We start from the raw sequence: 18,372 nt of genomic DNA on the forward strand, positions 1-18,372 counted from the left end.
AACGGCGGGCCTAGGCTCGGCCCATGGACCTCATCGTCGAGAACGGACTCGTATTCGATGGTCTAGGCAACCCACCCCGCAAGCTGAACGTGGGCATCCGAGGAGACACGGTCGCCGCCCTCACGGAAGGACCGATTGAGCGCGCGCCGCACACGCGCGTCATCGACGCGGCCGGCCACTGGGTGACTCCGGGCTTCATCGACCTGCACACCCACTACGACGCGGAGGTGGAGCTGGCCCCGTCGCTCTCCGAGTCCGTGCGCCACGGCGTCACCACGGTGGTGGTGGGAAGCTGCTCGCTCAGCCTCGCGGTGGGCAAGCCCGAGGACCTGGCGGACATGTTCTGCCGCGTGGAGGCCATCCCCTACGACACCGTCCGCTCGCTGCTGGAGCAGCGCAAGACGTGGGACTCGCTGGGCGGCTACCTGGAGCACTTGGAGACGCTTCCGCTGGGCCCCAATGTCGCGTCCATGCTGGGGCACTCCGCGCTGCGCGCCCACGCCATGGGTCTGCATCGCAGCCTGGAGCCGGGGCTGCGCCCCAGCGAGGACGAGCTGCGGCGCATGGAGGCGATGGTCACCGAGGGCTTGGACCTGGGCTACCTGGGCATGTCCATCATGACGCTCAAGTGGGACAAGATGGGCGGCTCGCGCGACATCCGCAGCCGTCCCCTGCCCTCCACCTATGCCCGCTGGAGCGAGTACCGCCGGCTGACGAAGCTCCTGCGCGCACGGGGCCGCGTGTTCCAGGGCGTGCCCAACATCAGCACCAAGGTGAACGTGGTGCTGTTCCTGCTCGAGAGCATGGGCCTGTGGCGCAAGACGCTGAAGACGACGGTCATTTCGATGATGGACCCGCGCGCGAGCCGAGGCATCCACCGGCTCATCGGCGTCCTGTCGCGCGCGGCCAACACGCTGTTCGGCGCGAACTTCCGCTGGCAGGCGCTGCCGGAGGTGTTCGACTTGTGGGCGGACGGCATCGACCTGGTGGTCTTCGAGGAGTTCGGCGCGGGCGCGGCGGCCCTGCACCTCCAGGACGCGGCCTCCCGCGCGGGGCTGCTGAAGGACCCGGAGTACCGCGCCCGCTTCCGCAGCCAGTGGACCAACCGCTTCCTGCCGCGCGCCTTCCACCGCGACTTCAACCAGTCGCGAATCCTCGAGTGCCCGGACAAAAGCCTGGTGAACAAGTCCTTCGCGCAGGTGGCCCAGGAGCAGGGCCGCGACGCGGTGGACGTGTTCCTGGACCTGGTGGCCACGCATGGGGACGCGCTGCGCTGGTACACCGTCATGGCCAATGACAGGCTCAAGGAGCTGGAGTTCATCTGCCAGCACCCCGACATCCTCGTCGGCTTCTCGGACGCGGGCGCCCACCTGCGCAACATGGCGCACTACAACTTCCCGCTGCGGCTCCTGCGGCTGGTGCGCGAAGCCCAGAAGCGCGGCGAGCCCTTCATGACCGTGGAGCGCGCGGTGCATCGGCTCACCGGAGAGATTGGCGATTGGTTCGGCATGGACGCGGGCGTGCTCGCCGAGGGCCGGCGCGCCGACCTGGTCGTCATCAATCCCGACGGTCTGGACGAGAAGCTCGACGAAATCGCCGAGGCGCCGATGGAGAACTTCGGAGGCTTCGTGCGGCTGGTGCGCCGCAATGATGCCGCGGTGAAGGCGGTGCTCATCGCCGGACGCGAGGCGGTGAGCGCCGGCACGGTGTCCCAGGCCCTGGGCCAGGAGCGCGGCTTCGGACGTGTGCTCCGCGCGGGGGCCTGACTCAGCGGGAGTGGGCCGCGACGAGTTGGACGACCTCCTCCGCGCAGCCCCATGAGAGCGTGACGCCCGCGCCCCCGTGGCCGTAGTCATGCACCACGACGCGCTCCCCGAGGACCTCCACCTCCAGTCGCACGGTGGGGCGTCCAGGGCGCAGCCCGACCTTGTGCTCCACCACGTCCAGCTTCGCGCCGTCGGGAAGCAACGGCGCGTTGCGCTCCAGGATGGCCCGGGCCTTCAACGCGTCGGGGACGAGCGACGCGTTCCCCTCCTCCGCCGTGCCGCCGAGGATGCAGTCCCGCGAGCGGGGAATGACGTAGGCCATGCCACTCTCGCACTCGTCGTCGAAGATGAAGCGGTCCGTGGGGGGAGGACTCACCCGGAGCACCTCACCGCGCACGGGGAAGAGCGTCTCGTCTCCCACGACGTCCCGAGCCCCCAGACCCGTGCAGTTGACGACGAGGGACGCGCTCGCCCACGCCTCGTCCAGGGAGCGCACCTCTCGCTGGATGATGTGGCCGCCCAGCTCGCGCAGGCGCGCCATGAGGAACGGCAGATAGCGCGGCATCTCGATGACGGGCGCGGTGAAGTGATAACCCTCCAACAGTCCCGGAGGCAGCTCGTCCGCCCGCGCCCGACGGAAGTCCGGCACGCTGTCGCGCCACCACGGATCCTCGACGTGACGACGAAACACCTCCACGCCGGGGACCATCAGGATGCCCGCCTCGGGGCGCTCCTGGGCCAGTGACGCCAGCACCGTGTACGTCCGCTTCGCCCAGGCACTGACGCGCTCCTGCGGCCACGCGCGATAGGGGTACCAGACGGCCGCGGCGACATCCGACGTCGTGTGAGGCGACAGCTCTCGCGCCCACACCTCCACCGTGTGCCCGGCCTCCTGCAACCGGATGGCGCATGACAGGCCCGACACACCACCGCCGAGGATGACGATGAACATGGCGCAACCCTAGCGCCGGAGAGCACCCACCCGCCGCCCGGACGCACCGCCCGGGTCGTCATGACTCAGGCCGTCATCCCCAACCCATCGTGACTTTCACCAACACCATTTGTCTCAGTCAGGCTTCTTGGCTTAAGACTCGGGGCCTGAGTGATGGCTTCGCGCCATGGGACGCGGAGCGACGGGGAGGGTCCAGCGAATGGCTGCCGAGCTGGATGCACCAGGGAAGTCTACTCGCGGGCGACGCGCGCCGCGCCTGCGTGCCTGGCATCTCATCCCCCTGCTCGTGTTCCCGGCCATCCTCATCGCGCGCTCGGGCCCGCTGCCCGGCCGTCGTGACGAGCTGCTTTGGCTCACCGACACACGCACCCGCCCCCTGGAGCCGCGCCTCAGCGTCCCGGCCGCGGACGTCCATCGTCCCTACGTCCGGCCTCGCGAGGAGCGCCCCTCCATCGCCGTTCCCCTGAGGGAGCTGGCCCGGCTGGAAGAGAGCGGAGACCGGGCGGGCATCGCCGCCTCCTATCTGCTCCATGGAGATCCCCAGCAGGGCCTCGCGCACCTGGCGCATGCGCCTCCATCGCTGAATCGCGACAACGACCAGGCCGTCGCCGCCTTCCTGCTGAAGCGCAACGACGAGGCCCTGACCTGGCTCGACGGCCTGCTGGAGACCTCGCCCCGTCATCCGCAGGCCCTGTGGAACCGGGCGCTCGTGCTGCGCGAAATGGGGCTGCACCTGCTCGCGGCGTCCGTCTTCGACGAGGTGGCCGCCCTGGGCGAGCCCGGCTGGAGCGCGGAGGCCCGTGAGCACGCGTCCTGGCTGCGCGCCTCCGTGAGCCAGCGGGCCGAGTCCTGGAACGGCACGAGGACCGCGCTCACCCAGCTGGCCCAGGACGCGAACCTCCCCATCCCCTTGGAGGAGGCGCGCCGACATCCCGGCATCTCTCGCGGCCTCTTCTACGACGTCGTGCGCACCGCGCCCACGTCGGCCCGGGTGCAGGCGTTGCTCCCGCTGGCGGAGCTGCTGGACCGCATCCACGGCGGCACGGCCCTGGCGGACCACACGCGGAACATCGCCACGCGGGACTTCACGCGACGCGCGCCCCTGGCCGCCGAGTACGCCCGCCTCTTGCGAGAGCGCCAACCCGCGTCCCCGGACTACCTCACCCGTCTGCGCGGTGCGGGCGAACATGACCTGCTGCTCGGCGCGAGGCTGCTGACGCCGGAGGCCCAGAGTCCCCCCGAGGAGCTGGAGCGCGTGGCGCGCCAGTGGAACGACCCGTGGATCCACCTGCTGGTCCAGGACGAACTCGCGCGGCAGGAGGGCCTCGCGGGTGAAGCCTGGCAGGCGGACCAGCGACTCAAGGCCGCGCTGACGCTGTGCCGGGAGAAGCGGCTTCGCCCGCGCTGCGCGGACCTGCTGCGCAAGGTGAGCCACCGGGCCACGTCCGCCAACCGGCTGTCGGAGGCCGAGGACACGGGCCGCGCGAGCTGGCGCGAAGCCCAGGCGATGGGCGAGTGGGAGCTGGAGTCGGCGGCCCTGCGCGCACTCGCCCAGGCCGCGCGCTTCCAGTTCCGCGTCGCCTCCGCGCGCGCGTACCTGTCCGAGTACCTGGCGCGCGCCCCGGACACCTGCGACGTGAAGAACTACGTCCACCGCAACATCGCGGCCCTGGAGTTGATGCGGCTGCGGCCCAAGGAGGCTCGCCGCGCCTTGTCGCGCGCGCAGGAATGCAATCCGTCCGTGGGTCTCATCGGCGCGTGGACACTCACCGACCTCATGCGGTTGGACCCTCGGCCCGAGGACGCGGAGCAGATCAGCGCGGAGCTGACGCGAGCCCACGCCACGCGGGAGACTCCCGGCCGTCGCATGCTCGCCCAGTTGGTCCAGGCGCGCTTCGAGCTGCTGAAGGACCGGAAGCAGGGCAACGCGCGGCTCGCCGCCGTCATCCGACAGGCCGCGCCGTACCTGAACACGGACGCGGACGCACGCGACACGGTGGCGGTGGCCTATCAGACGATGGCCGTCACCGCCGGAGAGGCCGGCGCCTTCTCCGAGGTGCCAGGCGTCGTGGCCGACCATCTGGGCGTCGCCAGCCCGAAGCAGTGTGCGCTCATCGCCGCGGCGGAAGCCGAGCGCACGGTGGTGGTGGCGCTCGGTCCCCGGGGACAGGTGCTCGGGCACCATGACGCCTCACGCAAGGAGCCCCTGGGGGACGACCTCTCCGGACTGGTGCCGGAGAAGCTGCTGACGTTGCTGCGCTCGTGCCCTCGGGTGGAGGTGCTCGCGGCGCCGCCCCTGGACAGCCGCTCCGGACTGCTCCCGCCGGAGATGGCGTGGAGCTACCGCGTGGCCATGGACGCCTCGCCAGAGCCGAAGAAGAAGCCACCTCCTCCGCTGCATGTGGTGGTGGCCAACGTGGAGACCCCCTCGGGCCTGGGGCTCGCGCGGCTGTCCTCGTGGGAGTCCACACCCGCGCCCATCGGCCAGTCGATGGAGCTGTCTGGCGCCCAGGCCACGCCCTCGCGCGTGCTGGAGGCGATGTCGCGAGCCACCGACATCGAGTTCCACGCGCACGGCGTGGTGGACCGCAGCCTGTCCGAAGCACCGGTCATCGCCCTGGCTCCCGAGTATGACGGACGCTATGCGCTCACCTCGGAGGCGCTGAAGCAGGTGCGCCTGGAGGGCTCGCCGGTGGTGCTGCTGGGCGCGTGCAGCGCGGCGCGGCTGCCGCCCTTCCTTCACCAGACGTCCTCGCTGCCCCAGGCATTCGTGGGCGCGGGGGCTCGCGCGGTGTTCGCTGCGACGGTGGACATTCCGGACTCAGCGGGCCGGTTCTTCCAGGGCGTGCGCGAGCGCATCCACGCGGGTGCGACGCCCGCGGTGGCGCTGCGCGCGGAGCGGCTGCGCTGGTTGCGCGACGTGAAGGGCGCGCCGTGGGTGACGCGCGTGTTGTTGTATGAATAGGCCCACCGGAGGCCCGTGGGGGCGTCTCCGGAAGGCGTGAAGCAGTGACCGTGCCCCTCCGGCACGGACAAGGGGGGGGTGGACATGCACGACGCGGAACCGCTGGCCATCTACAGCCTGCACTTCGACCGGGGAGACGCGGAGTGCGGCGCGGTTGCATTGTGGAGTCCCGTCACGGACACCCGCCTGGGCGAACAGCCCGAGTGGATTCGAGGCCACCGCGCGGAGCCCGTGGCCTACGTCCGAGGGACACGTCCCTCCGTCCGAATCGCGCTGCTGGCGAACCACTTCGTCCCCGCCTCGTTCGAGCTGAGCGCCTTCGGCCCTTCGCTGTCCTCGGCGAATGGCCTGGAAACGCCCGTCCGCTGGCTCGGGCCACATCCGGTGAGCCTGGAGCGCACGGCGGGCTGGAGCACGCTCGCGGAGCCCGTGTCCTTCAATCGGTCGCTGCCCAATCACATCGGCACGCACGCGCTGGAGCTCCAGTGGGTCGCGGAGTGGACGGACGCGGACGGAAGCACGCGCAAGCTCTTCCTCGGCAACAGCAGACATGAGTTCTTCACCACGGGCGCGCCCATGCGCCAAGGAGAGCAGGGCGCGCCCCCCTCTGGCGCCTACGCGCCCCTGGTGCGCTGGTCCTCGCGCTGGTGTGCGGGGCTGGAGTCGCGCAAGGACATCTGCGACGCGCTGCTGCGGGGACTGCCGGAGACGGGCCTGCGCTACGGCGTGCCCGCCTGGACGGTGCGCCACATGCTGGCCGTCGGCGGCGGCATGTGTGGCGGCTGGTATCAACTCTTCCAACAGCTCGCCAACTGTCAGGGCGTGACGCTGGAAGGGCGCACGCTGCACCTGGTGCCCAAGGACGACCCACGCACGGACGAGGCGCGCTGGGAGGCAATGGTGGCGGTGGCGCCGGGCATCAACCAGCTCGAGCCCAGTCGCATGACGCGTCTGTATGGACGCTTCCTCGACTGCGCGCGCTATCCCTTCGCACCGGACGAGCCGGTGGAGCTGCTGGGCCATGTCGCGTCCCGGTATGTCTTCATGGCCGGCTGGGATGACGGCCACTGCCTCAACTTCCTGGAGGACTCGGGGCGGCTGTATCTCTACGACGCCTGCTTCCGGACAGAGGCGGTGGAGCTGGACATGCCGCTGCCCCCGGCCGATGGCCGGCCCGTCAGACTGGGCCAGGAGTCGTCGTTCCGGCGTCGATACCTGCACCCGACGCTGCCCTTCCTCATGGGGACGCTGCGCGCGAACGGAAGACTCTGGGAGGTGGACCTGGGGCGCAATGAGCTCGGCATCACCGTCGGGACGGCGCAAGTCCCGGAGATAGACATCATGTGGACACGCTAGGAGTTGTCATGCCGACGACACGCGAACAGCTCAGGCGGATGGTGGCGGAGCGAAAACCCCCGCACCGCGGCTTCGCCTGGAGCGAACTGATGGACGCCCTGGAGCAGATGGAAGCCGCCACCAGGGACTCGGCCGTCAGCACGCTGGAGGATGAGGACGTGGGTGTGCTGGTGGACCTGCTTGCGCAGCGAGGCCGTGTCCCCTTGCGAGGACAACCTCCCGTCCCCCACTCCATGCCTCCCGAGGAGCTGGTGCAGTTGCGAGCGCTGAAGATTCTCGCGCAGGCCGGACGACTCGCCACCATCCGTGACTCGCTGGAGCGATTGGACCGCGAGCCCTCGGCTCCCGCGCTGCGAGATTTCGCCCGACAGCTCCTCAGTCGACTCGAGAGCGAGGAGGAGGCGTAGGCTCGCGGGACTCCGGCCGGGGCGTCCACGACACGTTGGGCTCGGGCGCGGCGAAGGACTCGAAGACGATGGCGGCGCCGCCCTCCGGTGAGCGATGCGCGAACCACCACCCCACGGGCAACAGCAGCAGCTCCCCGGGCGACAGCTCCACTTCCATTCGCGGTACACCCTCGGGCACCGAGGCCGAGCCCAGGACGCGATGCAGCGCGTACGCGGGCACCAGTTGGAGCAGCCTGCGCCCGTGCACCTGCCCCAGCAGCATGTTGCGGCGCGAGGGAGCCAAGGGAACGTCCGCGCCCGGCTCCTCCCACCACAGGCCCACGGGCGCACTCTCCAGCACCAGCCCCTGGGGCGCACGCACCGGCAGGCTCGACGTCACGTTCGCGCTCGCGGGCACGACGAAGGCGCCGGGCGACACGCTCGTGGCCTCGGCGACGCGCGCCAGTGCGCCCAGCTGCCCCAGCGTGTCCTTCGAGCCCGCGTCCGCGAGCACCGTGGCGCGCGCCACCACAGGGAGGTTCTGGAAGTAGTAGCGCTCGAAGAAGTCCTCGGGCGTCAGGGCGTCGTGCCGGGGGACATGAGTGTGGCCCGGCGACTGGCGATGGAGGTCGCCGTAGAGGTCGAGCAGTCCCTCCAGCTTGCGCTGCATGGCCACGGCTCGCGCCGCGCCCTGGTAGCAGGGGTCTTCCGCCTCGGCATGCACCGCCGCGCGCGCGAGCGCCGAGTCAACTCCCGAGCGCTCCAGCACGGACACCAGGTCGTCGACCTCCGCGCCGCGCAGCAGGTTCTCCACCACCCAGCGCCGCCACTCCTGCGCCAGCGTGTTCGTCCCGCGCGCCGCGGGAACGTGCTTGTCCGCATCCGTCATCGCTGGACCTTCTCTGGCCTGGGGCCAATCCAATAGTCGCGCCACTCCACGTTGCGCTCCGGCCTGTCGAAGCTGACGAACGTCACCGACACGCTCAAGTCGAGCGCCTGCACCGCGTGCCACCACCCCACCGGAATCAGGAGCGCGTCACCGGGCCCCACCACGCACGAGTGCAGTGTGGCCCGCGCGAAGTCCGGGAAGCGGCTCACGTCCGGCGCCAGGATGTCCACCGCGCTGTAGAGGCCCCGGTCGTTGTAGAGCCGAGGCGTCTCGCAGGACGGAGACAGCCAGAAGCGCTTGCGCCCCAGCACCTGGCAGAAGAGGACGTTGAGGTGGTCGTGGTGCAGTTTCGACAAGGTCCCCGCGGGGCCGAACCACAGGTGCACGCTGTCCGGAGCGCTCAGGTCTGGATGGATGTAGCCCCGGGGCGGACGCAGGTCGTCGAGCAACGGGCGGAACGCGGCGCGCAGCAGCAGGCTGTTGCGGGCCACGAGGTACACATCGTCCGAGGCACGGGTGTCACGAAAGCGCGCCACCAGCTCGCGCAGCGGTAGCGTCCGGCGCAGGCGCTCCGCATGGAAGTCCGGGTCCGGCTCCGCGTCGCGGCCCGCCATGACCTCCACCTCCTCGTCGCCGAAGCGCTCGGCCATCCACTCCGGAGACCAGCGTGTCAGCGCCGGCCAGTCGTCCAGCAGTCCCTCGATGACGACGGGGCGGTTGGGAATGTAGTAGCGCTCGAAGAACGCATCGGGGGCCAGGTGGCGCAGTCGTTCCACGGCCACGGGCGACGGGCCCGGGTGACACTGGGCATGGAGCGCGGCCCGGACTTCGAGCAGCGACTCCAGCTCCCGGCGCCGGGAGACGGCCTGCTGACCGTGACGCACCGCGGGGTGGGCCGAGACGACGTCCACCGCCTCCCGGGCCCGCGCTTCGGACAGACCCTGGGCCTGGAGGGCCTGGACGAGCCGGGACGGGTCCACGCCCGAGGTCAAGTTCTCAGCGAGCCAGGAACGCACCGGGGGCGGCAGGCTCTCGCGCTCGTCAGGAGTCATGGTTCGCGGGGTGCGATATACCACCCGGGTAGGCAACCACGTTGCATTGGGGACCGCATGACCACGTCAAAGGATCCTGCTCCAACCATCGTCCCGAACCCGCCGCCCAACCCGGCCACGCGCCAGGCGCCGCGAATCGTCCCCAATCCGGGAGGTCATTCCGCGCCTCCGCAGGAGCGCACGCGCCCCACCGAGCCCCCCACCACACCGCCACTGGAGAAGTAGCGGCACGGCGGAAGCGGTTCATCCCAGCTTCCACCACGTATTGCCGTCCGGGACGTCGAACTCCTGGAAGGTGACGGACACGCTGACGTCCAGCGCGTGTACCCAGTGCCACCACCCCGCGGGAATCAGCAGCATGTCGCCGGGCTCGACGACGACTTCGAGGACGTCGGCCTCGCGATATGAGGGGAAGCGCGTGAGGTCGGGGCGGTCCGCGTCGACCTGACTCCACACCTCGAGGTGGCTGTAGACGTGGTGCGTGTGGAACGAGGGAATGAGGCGGAAGCGCTTGCGGCCGAAGACCTGGCCGAAGAGGACGGTGCCCAGGTCGTGGTGCAGCTCCGTCCGAGTGCCCGAGGGCCCCACCCAGAGCTTCACCGCACCGGCCCGCGCTGACTCGCGCAGCAGGCCCGGCGGATAGCGCACGTCGTCGAGCAACCCGCGCAGCTCCTCTCGCTCCAGGGCGAAGTTGCGAGCCGTGAGGTAGAGGTCGTTGCTGGGGCCGCCCTCCTCCAGCCTGCGGAGGAACTCGCCCAGGCGCATCACCGCGCGACAGGCATCCGGCTCCACGTCGTGGTCCGCGCGCGCCTCACGGCCGGCCATGACCTCCACCTCCACATGGCCATGGCGCCGGGAGAGCGCCTCCGGCCGCCAGTTCGCCATCAGGGGCCAGTCGCGCATGAAGCCCGCGAGGAGCACGGGTTCGTGCGCCAGGTAGTAGCGCGCCATCAGTTCGTGCACCGACACGTCCGTGCGCCGCTCCAGGCGTTGGTGCCGTCCGGAGTGACGGTGCAACGCGACGCGGGTGTCGAGCAGGCAGAGCACGTCCTCGTGAGGGGCCATGCGTCGCAGACCCGCCGCCACGGCCGGATGCGCACGCGTGGCTTCGATTTCCGCGCAAGCCCTCGCGAGCGGCACGCCCGCCGACACCAGCGTGTCGACGAGTCGCTCCGAGGCCACGCCTCGCACCACGTTCTCCGCCAGCCACGCCCGCCACTCCGAGCCCAGGCTGGATGCCACGTCGGCCATGCCGCCTCCGCTGACAATCGCGGTGGGCACTGTACAAGGCGCTCGGTCCTCCAGGGCAAGCCCACCAGGCAGGCGTCCCCGCCTCGGGCCCGGGCTTTCTTCCCCGAGTCCTGGGGGCGCGGGGGCCCGGGTGGCGCCCCATCGCTCGCCCCGTCGGGGGCCAGCCTCATGCCTCGCCTGCTCATCCCTCGCGGAGTGCTCCCTAGATTCTCGGCACGAGGCCCGCGATGAAATCAGACAGCCCCAGGTTCCGGTCCTTTCTGCGGCACACCAGCTCGGGAGGGTTGGGCGTGGTGCTCCTGCTCGTGGCCCCGGCAAGTGGGCTCGCGCAAGATGATGACGACGATGGGGAGGCGGTCGCTCCTCAGGTCTCCTGCTACACGGCCGCGAGCCAGGGCGGGCTCACCGATGACTACGCGGCCACGCAGCTCTGTCGCGGCGCGCGCTCCAACGCTCCCGCGAAATGCTTCCTGCGTGTCCAGGACGAGGGCTCGCTGACGCAGGCGCAGGCCCTCCAGCTCTGCCAGTTCGCCACAAGCGATGATGACCCGGCCTCCTGCTATCTCCAGGCGCGCGGCAAGAGCTTCGGTGCCGACTCCCGCATCCTCCAGCTCTGCCAGCCTCCGGTGACGGAGTTCCTGCGCTACTGCCCCGTCTACGTGCAGTGAGCCGCGGCCCCACCTCTCGTCCGGAAGCGGGCTAGGGTGCGGCCATGACGGAGCAGCCGCCCCCCGAGGAAGACCTCCCCACGGCGCGTGAGCTGGAGCTGGGCGAGGCCGGTGCTTCCCCCGCGCCGCGCCTGTTGGTGCCACCGGGTAACGAGCCCCTGGCGATGCTGGCGCGCCGTGGATTCCAGGCCACCGTCGCACCACTGGACCTGCCCTTCCCCGCCGACGTGAGCGGCGCGCGGGCGGAGCGACTCGTGGAGCGCCTGGGCCACTACGCCTTCCGACTGTTCCTGCGCGGCGCCATTCTGCGGCACGGGAGCTTCACGCCGATGGAGGCCACGCGCTACCTGGAGGAAGCCGGCGCCACGGCCTTCGCCGAGGACCTGGTGGCACTGGACCTGGCCACGCGCGAGGCCGACGGGCGTTACCTGCTGCGCCACCCCACCGCCAGCTTCGGAGGCACGCTGGAGTGGTACGTCGCGCACGAGCTGCGAGGCCGCTTCGGCTTCGACGTGGCCGCGGGCGTGAAGTTCCATGCGCCCGACGTCGGCGGAGACCTGGACGTCGTGGGCGCGGCGGAAGGACGACTCGTCTATCTGGAGATGAAGTCCTCGCCGCCCAAGCACCTGGCAGCGGACGAGGTGGGCGCCTTCTTCCGGCGCGTGCGCGCGCTGCGTCCGCACGTGTCCGTCTTCGTCATGGACACCGCGCTGCGGCTGTCCGACAAGGTGCTGCCCCTGCTCCAGGCGGAGCTGAGCACCCAGCCCGCCCCGCCTCCCCGTCGCATCGTCCGCGAGGTCTGGGCGCTCACGCCCCACCTCTACGTGGTCAACGCGCGGCAGGACTTGATGGGCAACATCGGTCTCGCGCTCGCGGAGGGTTTCCGGGCGCTCGCCCCACCCGCTCCGTGAGCCCGCGACGCGCCCCTACAATCACCTGCGCGTCGGCGGCTCCAGCAGGTAGAAAGCACGGACATGACACAGACCACTCGACTCGGCTGCGCGTGCGGACAGGTCCATCTCGAGGTGGAGGGCGCGCCCATCGTCAGCACCGAATGCTGCTGCAATAGCTGCCGTGCCGCCGGCGCCCGGATACAGACCCTTCCCTCGGCCCCGCGCATCCTGGGACCAATCGGCGCGACGCGCTTCGTTCTCTACCGCAAGGACCGCGTCCGCTTCCTCGCGGGCACCGACCACTTCGAGGAGTTCCGCCTCACGCCCGAGGCGAAGACCCGGCGGGTCGTCGCCACCTGTTGCAACACGCCCGTCTTCCTCGAGTTCCAGGGCGGCCACTGGCTCAGCCTCTATGGCTGTCTTTGGCCCGCGGGAACGCTGCCCCCGCTCCAGCTGCGAACGATGACCGAGGACCTTCCGCCCGGCACGACGCTTCCCGACGATATCCCGAACGGGAAGCGGCAATCGGTCTCATTCTTCGCCAAGCTCCTGGGCGCATGGATCGCGATGGGGTTCCGCAGCCCGAAGATCACCTGCGTCAACGGCAAGCTGCAGCTCTGACACCCTCCCTGGCCTGACGGTGCGTGAAGCGCTCCGCGGGCTCGCGGTGGGGATGCGCGGTCCATTCCACGCCGCGCATCCCTGACTCCACCGTGACCTCAGTATGAGTAGCACTGCCTCGTGACGCCCACGGGGAACGAGGGAGAGGGCAGCGACGTCGGGTCCGCGCAGTAGTTCGCCGAGTACGCGACGTTGCACGCCGTGCCACCCACGACATCGCTTCCCGAGAACACGTTGGGGTAGCTGGCCCAGTTGGGGCAGCCCGGCGCATCACAGACCACGTGGTTGCCGTTGTAGCAGGAGCCCAGCGTCGACTGATGGCCCGGCGACCCGCGGAACTCGAGGCTGGTGCTGAAGTCTCGGATGGTGTTTCCGTAAACCCAACTGTTGAGCGTGTTGTCGACGAGGACGCCGACCTGCCCCTTCACGCCGGTGAGCTGGGAGTCGATGGTGTTGAAGCCGACGAAGCCCCAGTTGACCCGGTAGAAGGTGAGGCCAATCGGGTTCTTGTAGAAGCGGTTGTCGCGCACATACACATGGTCGATGAAGCCGCGCATCGGTTCGGTCAACGCGTAGTACTTCTGCGCGTCATCGAGCAGGTGCTGCTGCAGCTCGAGCACGTGGTTGTAGTCGCCGAAGTCCCCGACATCAAAGCCGGTCAACTGGCGAAACGCGCACGGGGGCGCGACGGTGTACTGGCTGCCATCGGTGAGGAAGCCCAGCGAGAAACCCGAGACGAAGTTTTCGGTGTGGGTCGTCGAGCTGGTGTACGGCATGTGCCCGTCGGTGCTCAGGCCGAAGTTGCTGGTGAGGGGCACGTTGTGGGGCGCCCGCAGGACGACGTTCTTGGAGACGTCGACGTTACCGCCCACGATGTTGATGCCCACATTCACATCACAGATGGAGTTGTGGTGGACCTGGGAGCGGGCATTGGCGTTGCCTCGGAACTCGAAGGGCTGGTTCGTGCAATACCGCCGCGTTCCGAACTCCGTGGTGGGGTCGACTCGCATGCAGTACATCGTGTTCGGCACGGTCTCACCCTCGCCAAGCGGGGGCAGCGCCGGGCACTGTCCAGAGGGGATGCTGCCGTCCGCGTTGCAGGACGTGGGGCGGCACTCGGCGGTGCCGGGCCGGCGGCTCAGCGCCTTGAGATCCCACCCGCTGGGGCAGGTATAGGTCACGGGGTTGGTGGGCCCGTTCCACGTCGCGCTGGCGGGCTGGATGGAGATCTTGATTCCGGGCGTGGTCTCGCACGTGGGGTTCTCCTTCACGTGGGCCGTGTTCCAGCCATACGCGATACCCGCCCCGAGGTGGACGATGCGCAGGTGGTGGACGTTCACCGCCGGGCCGTTCATGGCCTCGGCGTGGTTGACCTGGACTCCGACGGTCCACCGGCGCGGCATCGTCCCCGTGTTGAAGACCGTGGCGTCGGGTGAGGGCGGCTCGTGGCCATCCAGCTCCAGGATGGAGTTGAGTGAGTGGGCGCGCGCCGGGCACTCCTGTCCCTGGCTGTAGCCAACGTTCGTGGTGCCCACCAGGGTCAGGTTGGAGACGCTGGCGTCGTTGAGCAGGCCCTCCTCGGTGCCCGTGCCCGCGACGATGATCAACCCGTTGAGCTTCGTGGTGTCGTGGTCGACGTTGATGATGGTGGGCGGGGACAGCGACGTGCCCTCCAGGTGGATTCCCGTCGGGACGTGGAGGCCAAAGCCATTGCCCCAGGGCCAGCTCCACGCGAGCTTCGTGGCTTCGGAGATGGTGATGGTGCCTGGATCCAACACCACCCTCGAGTGACCGTTGGCCTTCGCCCAGTCGATGGCGGCCTGATACCAGCGCGGATGGAGGGTGCTGCCATCATCGGTGCAGGTCCGGGTGACGTCGCCGACGCAGGTGGCGCCGACATTGCCGGCCGCGCAGAAAGCGCGCTGGAAGCCAGCGGTCCCATGGACGCGGGCGCACATGGTTGGAAGCAGGGACGCCAGGCTCGAGGGACTTGAGCGGGACACGGCCTGAGAACTGGCGGCGTGCGCCAGCCCCCCACCCAGGACCACGAGCAGGGACAGGGCACGAATCCAGGGACTTGTACGGAGCTTCACCGCCGGAGAGCGGAACAAGGGGGCTGCTTGCATGGATATACGTCCCATCAAGGGATGAATCGATGATCCATCCCGTGGCTGCGGCCCCTGCGGCTGGAACAGTTACCCTGGATTCGCGGATTCGCCAAGCCTGTTGTTCGCGGCCGCGCATCCACTCCCTTTCCGCCCATGGACTGACATGTGTGCGGTTTTGGCCCCCCGGCACTGACGGGTCCGCGCCGCCTCTTTCGTCAATGTCTGACATTCCTGACGGAATGCCTCTCCCGACCGGGAGGAATCATTGACGGCTCGCTTGAAGCGGGCGTCTGTCCGTATGGCGTTGAGTCCGTGAATCGTGGAGAGCCGACAACGGGCGCGCGGCTTCCGTTCCACGCTTCGCGAGGCGCTGACAGGGGAACACGCCCCTGTCAGCGGCCCCAATGCTCAGTGCCGGGCTGCGCGGGCGTCGCGGCCCCGGGCGCGCGCGGCCTTGGAGAGCGCGTTGGCGCCCTGCTCGTCGCCGCGCATCCACTCCTTCATCGCCGGAACCACCTGCTTGCTCCAGGTCTTCCCCACGCGAATCTTGAGGAAGTCCCCCACCAGCGCGTCGATCATCGCGGACAGTTGCTCGGTGAGGAACAACCGCTCGTTGAGCTGGTCATCCTCTTCCTCGCTCATCAGCGCGGGCAGCTTCGCGGCGCGAACGTCGAGGAACTCCGAGTCGAGCGTGGCCTCATACTCCTTCTCGCCATGCGTGAAGCGGATGCGCGCCTGGGCCACCAGCAGGCCCTTGTCCAGCGCGTGCTTCACCTGCTCCGAGTACGGCGCCAGCGTGCCCTTCGCGCTCAGCTCCGTGACGTCGCCCGCCACGCCGCGCAGGGTGATGCGTCCCATGAAGAGCACATTGACGCCCGTGCCCTCCAGCTCCACCAGCGCGTCACCCGTCTCCGAGCGCCACAGCATCCACGTCAGCAGCTCGCGGCCCAGGTAGGCCCGGCCCCGCAGGAGCTGCTCTCGCGCCTGACCACGCTCCACCTCGGCGACGTCCTTCGTCTCCTCGGTGGCGGCGCCGTCGACGCCGACATCTCCTCGCGCGAAGGCGGCTTCCGCCCGCGCCTGCTCACGCTTCGCCATGTGCCACCTCCGCCGACGTCGCCGGCAGGTCCATGCCAATCAGCTCCGCCGTGGGCCCGAGCGCGTTCTCGTCGATTCCCGACGTCTGGGCGATGGCGGCCGGCGTCAGCCCCACGAGCTTCAGGCCCAGCGCGTTCTCCAGCGCGATGATGATCTCCTCCACCACCTTGCGGGACGCGGCCCAGATCTGCAGCTGCTGCGTCTTCTGGTTCCAGCTCACGTCCAGCACGTTGGTGCGCGGCGTGGCGCGGGTGCGGAGCATCTGCTTGACCTGCGCCTTCGCCTGCGTCTTCTCGCCACGGCTGGGCGGACGGTCATTCTCCGCCTCGAAGTTGGCGGACCACTTCGCCATCTCCTCCTTCATCGCGGACGCGGGGACCTTCAACGAGTCGATGCGGAAGGAGAAGAGGACGTACTCTCCGTAAAAGACGCGGCCGACGGAGAACTCGACGGCGTCCGCGTTCTCCAGTTCGACGAAGCCGGCCGCGCGGTCATCCTCGGAGCGACGGTCGATGGGCTCGAACGCGTGCGCCTTGAGACCGCGGGTCAGCCAGCGCTTGATGTCGGAAGGCGCTTCCTTGGCGGGTTCGACCCGGAAGCGCGAGAAGGTGACGGCACCACGAAGGACAGGCATGGGGCGCGGCAGGATGGGGGGCGCGAGCTACGACGTCAAGGCACTCTTGGTGCTGTCCCCCTCCCGACCGGGACACGGGTGCGCTGGTGCCTACCTCGCGGTTGGAGGAATGTACCGCCCATGAAGCTCGCCCCTGTGTCGTGCCTGCTCGCCGTGCTCTTGCTGGGTGCCACCCTCCCCCGGGAAGTGCTCGCGCAGGAGGACGCCCAGGCGCCCACGACGGTCCAGGCACCACCGTTGATCTCCGCGCCGGACGACGTGGAGCCCGCGCCCTTCGTGCCTCAGCGGCCCCCGTTGGCCGAGGCCCCCGAGAAGGCAGGGGTGTCCACCGTGCCGCGCGTCATGATCGAGACGGTGGCGGGCGGGCTGGGGATGGTGGGAGGCGGCGTCCTGGCACTGCTCGGAGGAACCCTCGTGGGGGACTGCGCGTTCATCGACGAGGATTGCGCCCTCCCCATCGTCGCGGGCTTCGCGGGCATGGCGCTGGGCTCGGCGATGGGGACCTACGCGGCCGGAAGCGTGATGAGGGGGCGCGGGTCGCTCCTGGCGACCGTGGTGGGCGGGCTGGCGGGCACTGGCGCGGGCGCGCTGGGGTTCTTCGCCAACGAAGGGGCAGACGCCTTCGGAATCATCACCCTCCTGGCCCTTCCTCCCATCGGCGCCATGCTGGGTTATGAGCTCTCCCGCTCAGAGCCGCCCGCGGTGTCTCGCTTTTCCCAGACACGCAACCAGGGTGCGCCGCTGCCCGCGTTCACCTTCCGGGTGACGCCTCACGGCGGGCTGATGGGTGGAGTCGCTGGCAGGTTCTAGCGGGGCTGAGACCACCGGTCACTTGCGTCGGCCAGCTGGCGTTCGGCTATCGTGGGTGCGCCAGTCATGCGCGGACTCGGGCCACTCGCGCATGTCATTCCTGGCCATTCCCACACCCCACCCTGAAGTGAAGTGCCCGGCCGGGCGCACGAGCTTTGGGTGTCTGCCATGACCGCGCGTCTCCCAACGCTGTTCGTCGTCGCGTTGCTGTCCTTCACGTCCTTCGCCCAGGAAGGCCTAGTCCCCCTCCCCTCACCTCGGCGAATGAAGACAACCCGAGCGGCGTGCGAGGCGCCTCCACGCCCATGGACACCCGCGTCCGACTCGCGGGGACGCTTCTGGGCGGCGCCGCGGGTGGAACCATTGGCGGGCTCTTCTCCATGGGCAGGCTCACGAGCTGCGGCTCCTTCCCCGCCACCATCCACTGCGGACAAAGCCTGATTCCCATCTTCATCGGCATGGCTGGCGGCTCGGGCATCGGGGTCTTCGCCACGGGCCGGGCCCTCGGGAGCAACGGCGACTTCGCGCTCAGCGTGCTGGGCGGCGGGCTCGGCACGGTGGTCGTGGCCCTGATGACGGGGGACAACGCGCCGGGCGAACCGCTCGTGACGGAGGGAGGCACGCACATCGTGCTCAGCCTGCTGATTCCCACCGTGGGCGCGCTCCTGCTCAACGAGCTGTCGCACCGATTCAGCGGGGGTGGGCTCTCCGCGCGAAGTCCGCGGCGAGACGAGGGGCTCCTGGTCGCCCCCACCGTGGGCGCGTCGAGGGATGGCGGCTTCGCGGGGCTCGTCGGCCGGTTCTGATTCGACCCATACCCCCCGGAGAAAGCGTGGCATCGCGGCGTGAGCGCGCACCGTCAGTCGGTGCACGCTCCGGCGTCCATGAGCGCGCCCTCGGAAGGCTGGATTCAGCACGGGGGC

General features: G+C 69.7%; 17 protein-coding genes. 10 read left to right on the top strand and 7 right to left on the bottom strand.

Annotation, left to right across the window (positions count from 1 at the left end; genetic code table 11):
- Positions 1-23 precede the first annotated feature (23 nt).
- Positions 24-1,766, top strand: coding sequence for an amidohydrolase family protein (locus tag HUA78_RS38975; protein WP_174478514.1), 1,743 nt, complete (start codon positions 24-26; stop codon positions 1,764-1,766).
- 1 nt (position 1,767) lies between these two features.
- Here the strand turns inward: HUA78_RS38975 and HUA78_RS38980 are convergent, their stop codons facing one another.
- Entirely contained in the window at positions 1,768-2,718 is a 951-nt protein-coding gene (locus tag HUA78_RS38980) for an FAD-dependent oxidoreductase (protein WP_174478515.1), read from the bottom strand.
- 199 nt (positions 2,719-2,917) lie between these two features.
- On the opposite strand from HUA78_RS38980, the gene HUA78_RS38985 reads away from it, so the two are divergent.
- The 3 genes from HUA78_RS38985 (at position 2,918) to HUA78_RS38995 (ending at position 7,446) form a co-directional block, all read left to right on the top strand.
- Complete coding sequence (locus HUA78_RS38985) at positions 2,918-5,683, top strand: CHAT domain-containing protein (RefSeq protein WP_174478516.1); 2,766 nt, start codon at positions 2,918-2,920, stop codon at positions 5,681-5,683.
- Positions 5,684-5,767: 84 nt separating this feature from the next.
- Complete coding sequence (locus HUA78_RS38990) at positions 5,768-7,039, top strand: hypothetical protein (protein WP_174478517.1); 1,272 nt, start codon at positions 5,768-5,770, stop codon at positions 7,037-7,039.
- Between the two features lie 8 nt (positions 7,040-7,047).
- Positions 7,048-7,446 (top strand): hypothetical protein, encoded by a 399-nt coding sequence (locus HUA78_RS38995; RefSeq protein ID WP_141646845.1) that lies wholly within the window; start codon positions 7,048-7,050, stop codon positions 7,444-7,446.
- On the opposite strand, the gene HUA78_RS39000 is transcribed toward HUA78_RS38995, so the two are convergent.
- Together HUA78_RS39000 and HUA78_RS39005 are read right to left on the bottom strand one after the other, a co-directional pair.
- On the bottom strand, positions 7,415-8,314 hold the full coding sequence (locus tag HUA78_RS39000) for a hypothetical protein (RefSeq protein ID WP_174462590.1): 900 nt from the start codon (positions 8,312-8,314) through the stop codon (positions 7,415-7,417). The two genes, HUA78_RS38995 and HUA78_RS39000, sit on opposite strands and share 32 nt — an antisense overlap.
- Positions 8,311-9,366 carry a cupin-like domain-containing protein gene (locus HUA78_RS39005; protein ID WP_174462589.1) on the bottom strand — a complete coding sequence of 352 codons (1,056 nt, stop codon included), beginning with the start codon at positions 9,364-9,366 and terminating at the stop codon, positions 8,311-8,313. The genes HUA78_RS39000 and HUA78_RS39005 overlap by 4 nt, the downstream gene beginning before the upstream one ends.
- 57 nt (positions 9,367-9,423) lie before the next feature.
- Between HUA78_RS39005 and HUA78_RS39010 the strand changes: the two genes are divergently transcribed.
- The gene (locus HUA78_RS39010; RefSeq protein ID WP_174462588.1) at positions 9,424-9,591 is read left to right on the top strand and encodes a hypothetical protein; all 168 of its coding nucleotides are present in this window, start codon (positions 9,424-9,426) and stop codon (positions 9,589-9,591) included.
- Between the two features lie 18 nt (positions 9,592-9,609).
- Here HUA78_RS39010 and HUA78_RS39015 read toward each other — a convergent pair whose 3' ends face one another.
- On the bottom strand, positions 9,610-10,617 hold the full coding sequence (locus HUA78_RS39015) for a cupin-like domain-containing protein (RefSeq protein ID WP_174462587.1): 1,008 nt from the start codon (positions 10,615-10,617) through the stop codon (positions 9,610-9,612).
- A gap of 227 nt (positions 10,618-10,844) precedes the next feature.
- On the opposite strand from HUA78_RS39015, the gene HUA78_RS39020 reads away from it, so the two are divergent.
- The 3 genes from HUA78_RS39020 to HUA78_RS39030 all read left to right on the top strand — a co-directional run bounded on the left by HUA78_RS39020 (position 10,845) and on the right by HUA78_RS39030 (position 12,799).
- Positions 10,845-11,285: a hypothetical protein gene (locus HUA78_RS39020; RefSeq protein ID WP_141646849.1), complete on the top strand. Its 441-nt coding sequence runs from the start codon at positions 10,845-10,847 to the stop codon at positions 11,283-11,285.
- Positions 11,286-11,329: 44 nt separating this feature from the next.
- On the top strand, positions 11,330-12,196 hold the full coding sequence (locus tag HUA78_RS39025) for a hypothetical protein (RefSeq protein WP_141646850.1): 867 nt from the start codon (positions 11,330-11,332) through the stop codon (positions 12,194-12,196).
- A 63-nt stretch (positions 12,197-12,259) separates the two neighbouring features.
- Complete coding sequence (locus tag HUA78_RS39030) at positions 12,260-12,799, top strand: GFA family protein (RefSeq protein WP_174462586.1); 540 nt, start codon at positions 12,260-12,262, stop codon at positions 12,797-12,799.
- 98 nt (positions 12,800-12,897) lie between these two features.
- Here the strand turns inward: HUA78_RS39030 and HUA78_RS39035 are convergent, their stop codons facing one another.
- From HUA78_RS39035 to rdgC, 3 genes are all read right to left on the bottom strand, one after another.
- Positions 12,898-14,757 (bottom strand): hypothetical protein, encoded by a 1,860-nt coding sequence (locus HUA78_RS39035; RefSeq protein WP_174459219.1) that lies wholly within the window; start codon positions 14,755-14,757, stop codon positions 12,898-12,900.
- Positions 14,758-15,315: 558 nt separating this feature from the next.
- Positions 15,316-16,005, bottom strand: a complete 690-nt coding sequence (locus HUA78_RS39040; RefSeq protein WP_141646853.1) for a hypothetical protein — start codon at positions 16,003-16,005, stop codon at positions 15,316-15,318.
- The gene (gene rdgC, locus HUA78_RS39045) at positions 15,992-16,639 is read right to left on the bottom strand and encodes a recombination-associated protein RdgC (RefSeq protein WP_174462585.1); all 648 of its coding nucleotides are present in this window, start codon (positions 16,637-16,639) and stop codon (positions 15,992-15,994) included. Before rdgC ends, HUA78_RS39040 begins: the two co-directional genes overlap by 14 nt.
- A 120-nt stretch (positions 16,640-16,759) precedes the next feature.
- Here rdgC and HUA78_RS39050 point away from each other — a divergent pair, with 120 nt between their 5' ends.
- On the top strand, positions 16,760-17,449 hold the full coding sequence (locus HUA78_RS39050) for a hypothetical protein (RefSeq protein ID WP_174478518.1): 690 nt from the start codon (positions 16,760-16,762) through the stop codon (positions 17,447-17,449).
- A 305-nt stretch (positions 17,450-17,754) separates the two neighbouring features.
- Positions 17,755-18,255 carry a hypothetical protein gene (locus HUA78_RS39055; protein WP_174478519.1) on the top strand — a complete coding sequence of 167 codons (501 nt, stop codon included), beginning with the start codon at positions 17,755-17,757 and terminating at the stop codon, positions 18,253-18,255.
- The last annotated feature ends 117 nt before the right edge of the window (positions 18,256-18,372 follow it).

This window comes from Myxococcus sp. CA033, assembly GCF_013336625.1.
GTDB classification, from domain to species: domain Bacteria; phylum Myxococcota; class Myxococcia; order Myxococcales; family Myxococcaceae; genus Myxococcus; species Myxococcus llanfairpwllgwyngyllgogerychwyrndrobwllllantysiliogogogochensis.

Excerpts from the sequence above, each read along its gene's own strand:
- HUA78_RS38975 (WP_174478514.1), top strand. The coding sequence starts at position 24 with ATGGACCTCATCGTCGAGAACGGACTCGTATTCGATGGTCTAGGCAAC.
- HUA78_RS38980 (WP_174478515.1), bottom strand. The coding sequence starts at position 2,718 with ATGTTCATCGTCATCCTCGGCGGTGGTGTGTCGGGCCTGTCATGCGCC.
- HUA78_RS39015 (WP_174462587.1), bottom strand. The coding sequence starts at position 10,617 with ATGGCCGACGTGGCATCCAGCCTGGGCTCGGAGTGGCGGGCGTGGCTG.
- HUA78_RS39050 (WP_174478518.1), top strand. The coding sequence starts at position 16,760 with ATGAAGCTCGCCCCTGTGTCGTGCCTGCTCGCCGTGCTCTTGCTGGGT.
- HUA78_RS39025 (WP_141646850.1), top strand. The coding sequence starts at position 11,330 with ATGACGGAGCAGCCGCCCCCCGAGGAAGACCTCCCCACGGCGCGTGAG.
- HUA78_RS39005 (WP_174462589.1), bottom strand. The coding sequence starts at position 9,366 with ATGACTCCTGACGAGCGCGAGAGCCTGCCGCCCCCGGTGCGTTCCTGG.
- HUA78_RS39040 (WP_141646853.1), bottom strand. The coding sequence starts at position 16,005 with ATGGCGAAGCGTGAGCAGGCGCGGGCGGAAGCCGCCTTCGCGCGAGGA.
- HUA78_RS39020 (WP_141646849.1), top strand. The coding sequence starts at position 10,845 with ATGAAATCAGACAGCCCCAGGTTCCGGTCCTTTCTGCGGCACACCAGC.
- HUA78_RS39010 (WP_174462588.1), top strand. The coding sequence starts at position 9,424 with ATGACCACGTCAAAGGATCCTGCTCCAACCATCGTCCCGAACCCGCCG.
- HUA78_RS38985 (WP_174478516.1), top strand. The coding sequence starts at position 2,918 with ATGGCTGCCGAGCTGGATGCACCAGGGAAGTCTACTCGCGGGCGACGC.
- rdgC (WP_174462585.1), bottom strand. The coding sequence starts at position 16,639 with ATGCCTGTCCTTCGTGGTGCCGTCACCTTCTCGCGCTTCCGGGTCGAA.
- HUA78_RS39035 (WP_174459219.1), bottom strand. The coding sequence starts at position 14,757 with ATGTGCGCCCGCGTCCATGGGACCGCTGGCTTCCAGCGCGCTTTCTGC.
- HUA78_RS39030 (WP_174462586.1), top strand. The coding sequence starts at position 12,260 with ATGACACAGACCACTCGACTCGGCTGCGCGTGCGGACAGGTCCATCTC.
- HUA78_RS39055 (WP_174478519.1), top strand. The coding sequence starts at position 17,755 with ATGGACACCCGCGTCCGACTCGCGGGGACGCTTCTGGGCGGCGCCGCG.
- HUA78_RS39000 (WP_174462590.1), bottom strand. The coding sequence starts at position 8,314 with ATGACGGATGCGGACAAGCACGTTCCCGCGGCGCGCGGGACGAACACG.
- HUA78_RS38990 (WP_174478517.1), top strand. The coding sequence starts at position 5,768 with ATGCACGACGCGGAACCGCTGGCCATCTACAGCCTGCACTTCGACCGG.
- HUA78_RS38995 (WP_141646845.1), top strand. The coding sequence starts at position 7,048 with ATGCCGACGACACGCGAACAGCTCAGGCGGATGGTGGCGGAGCGAAAA.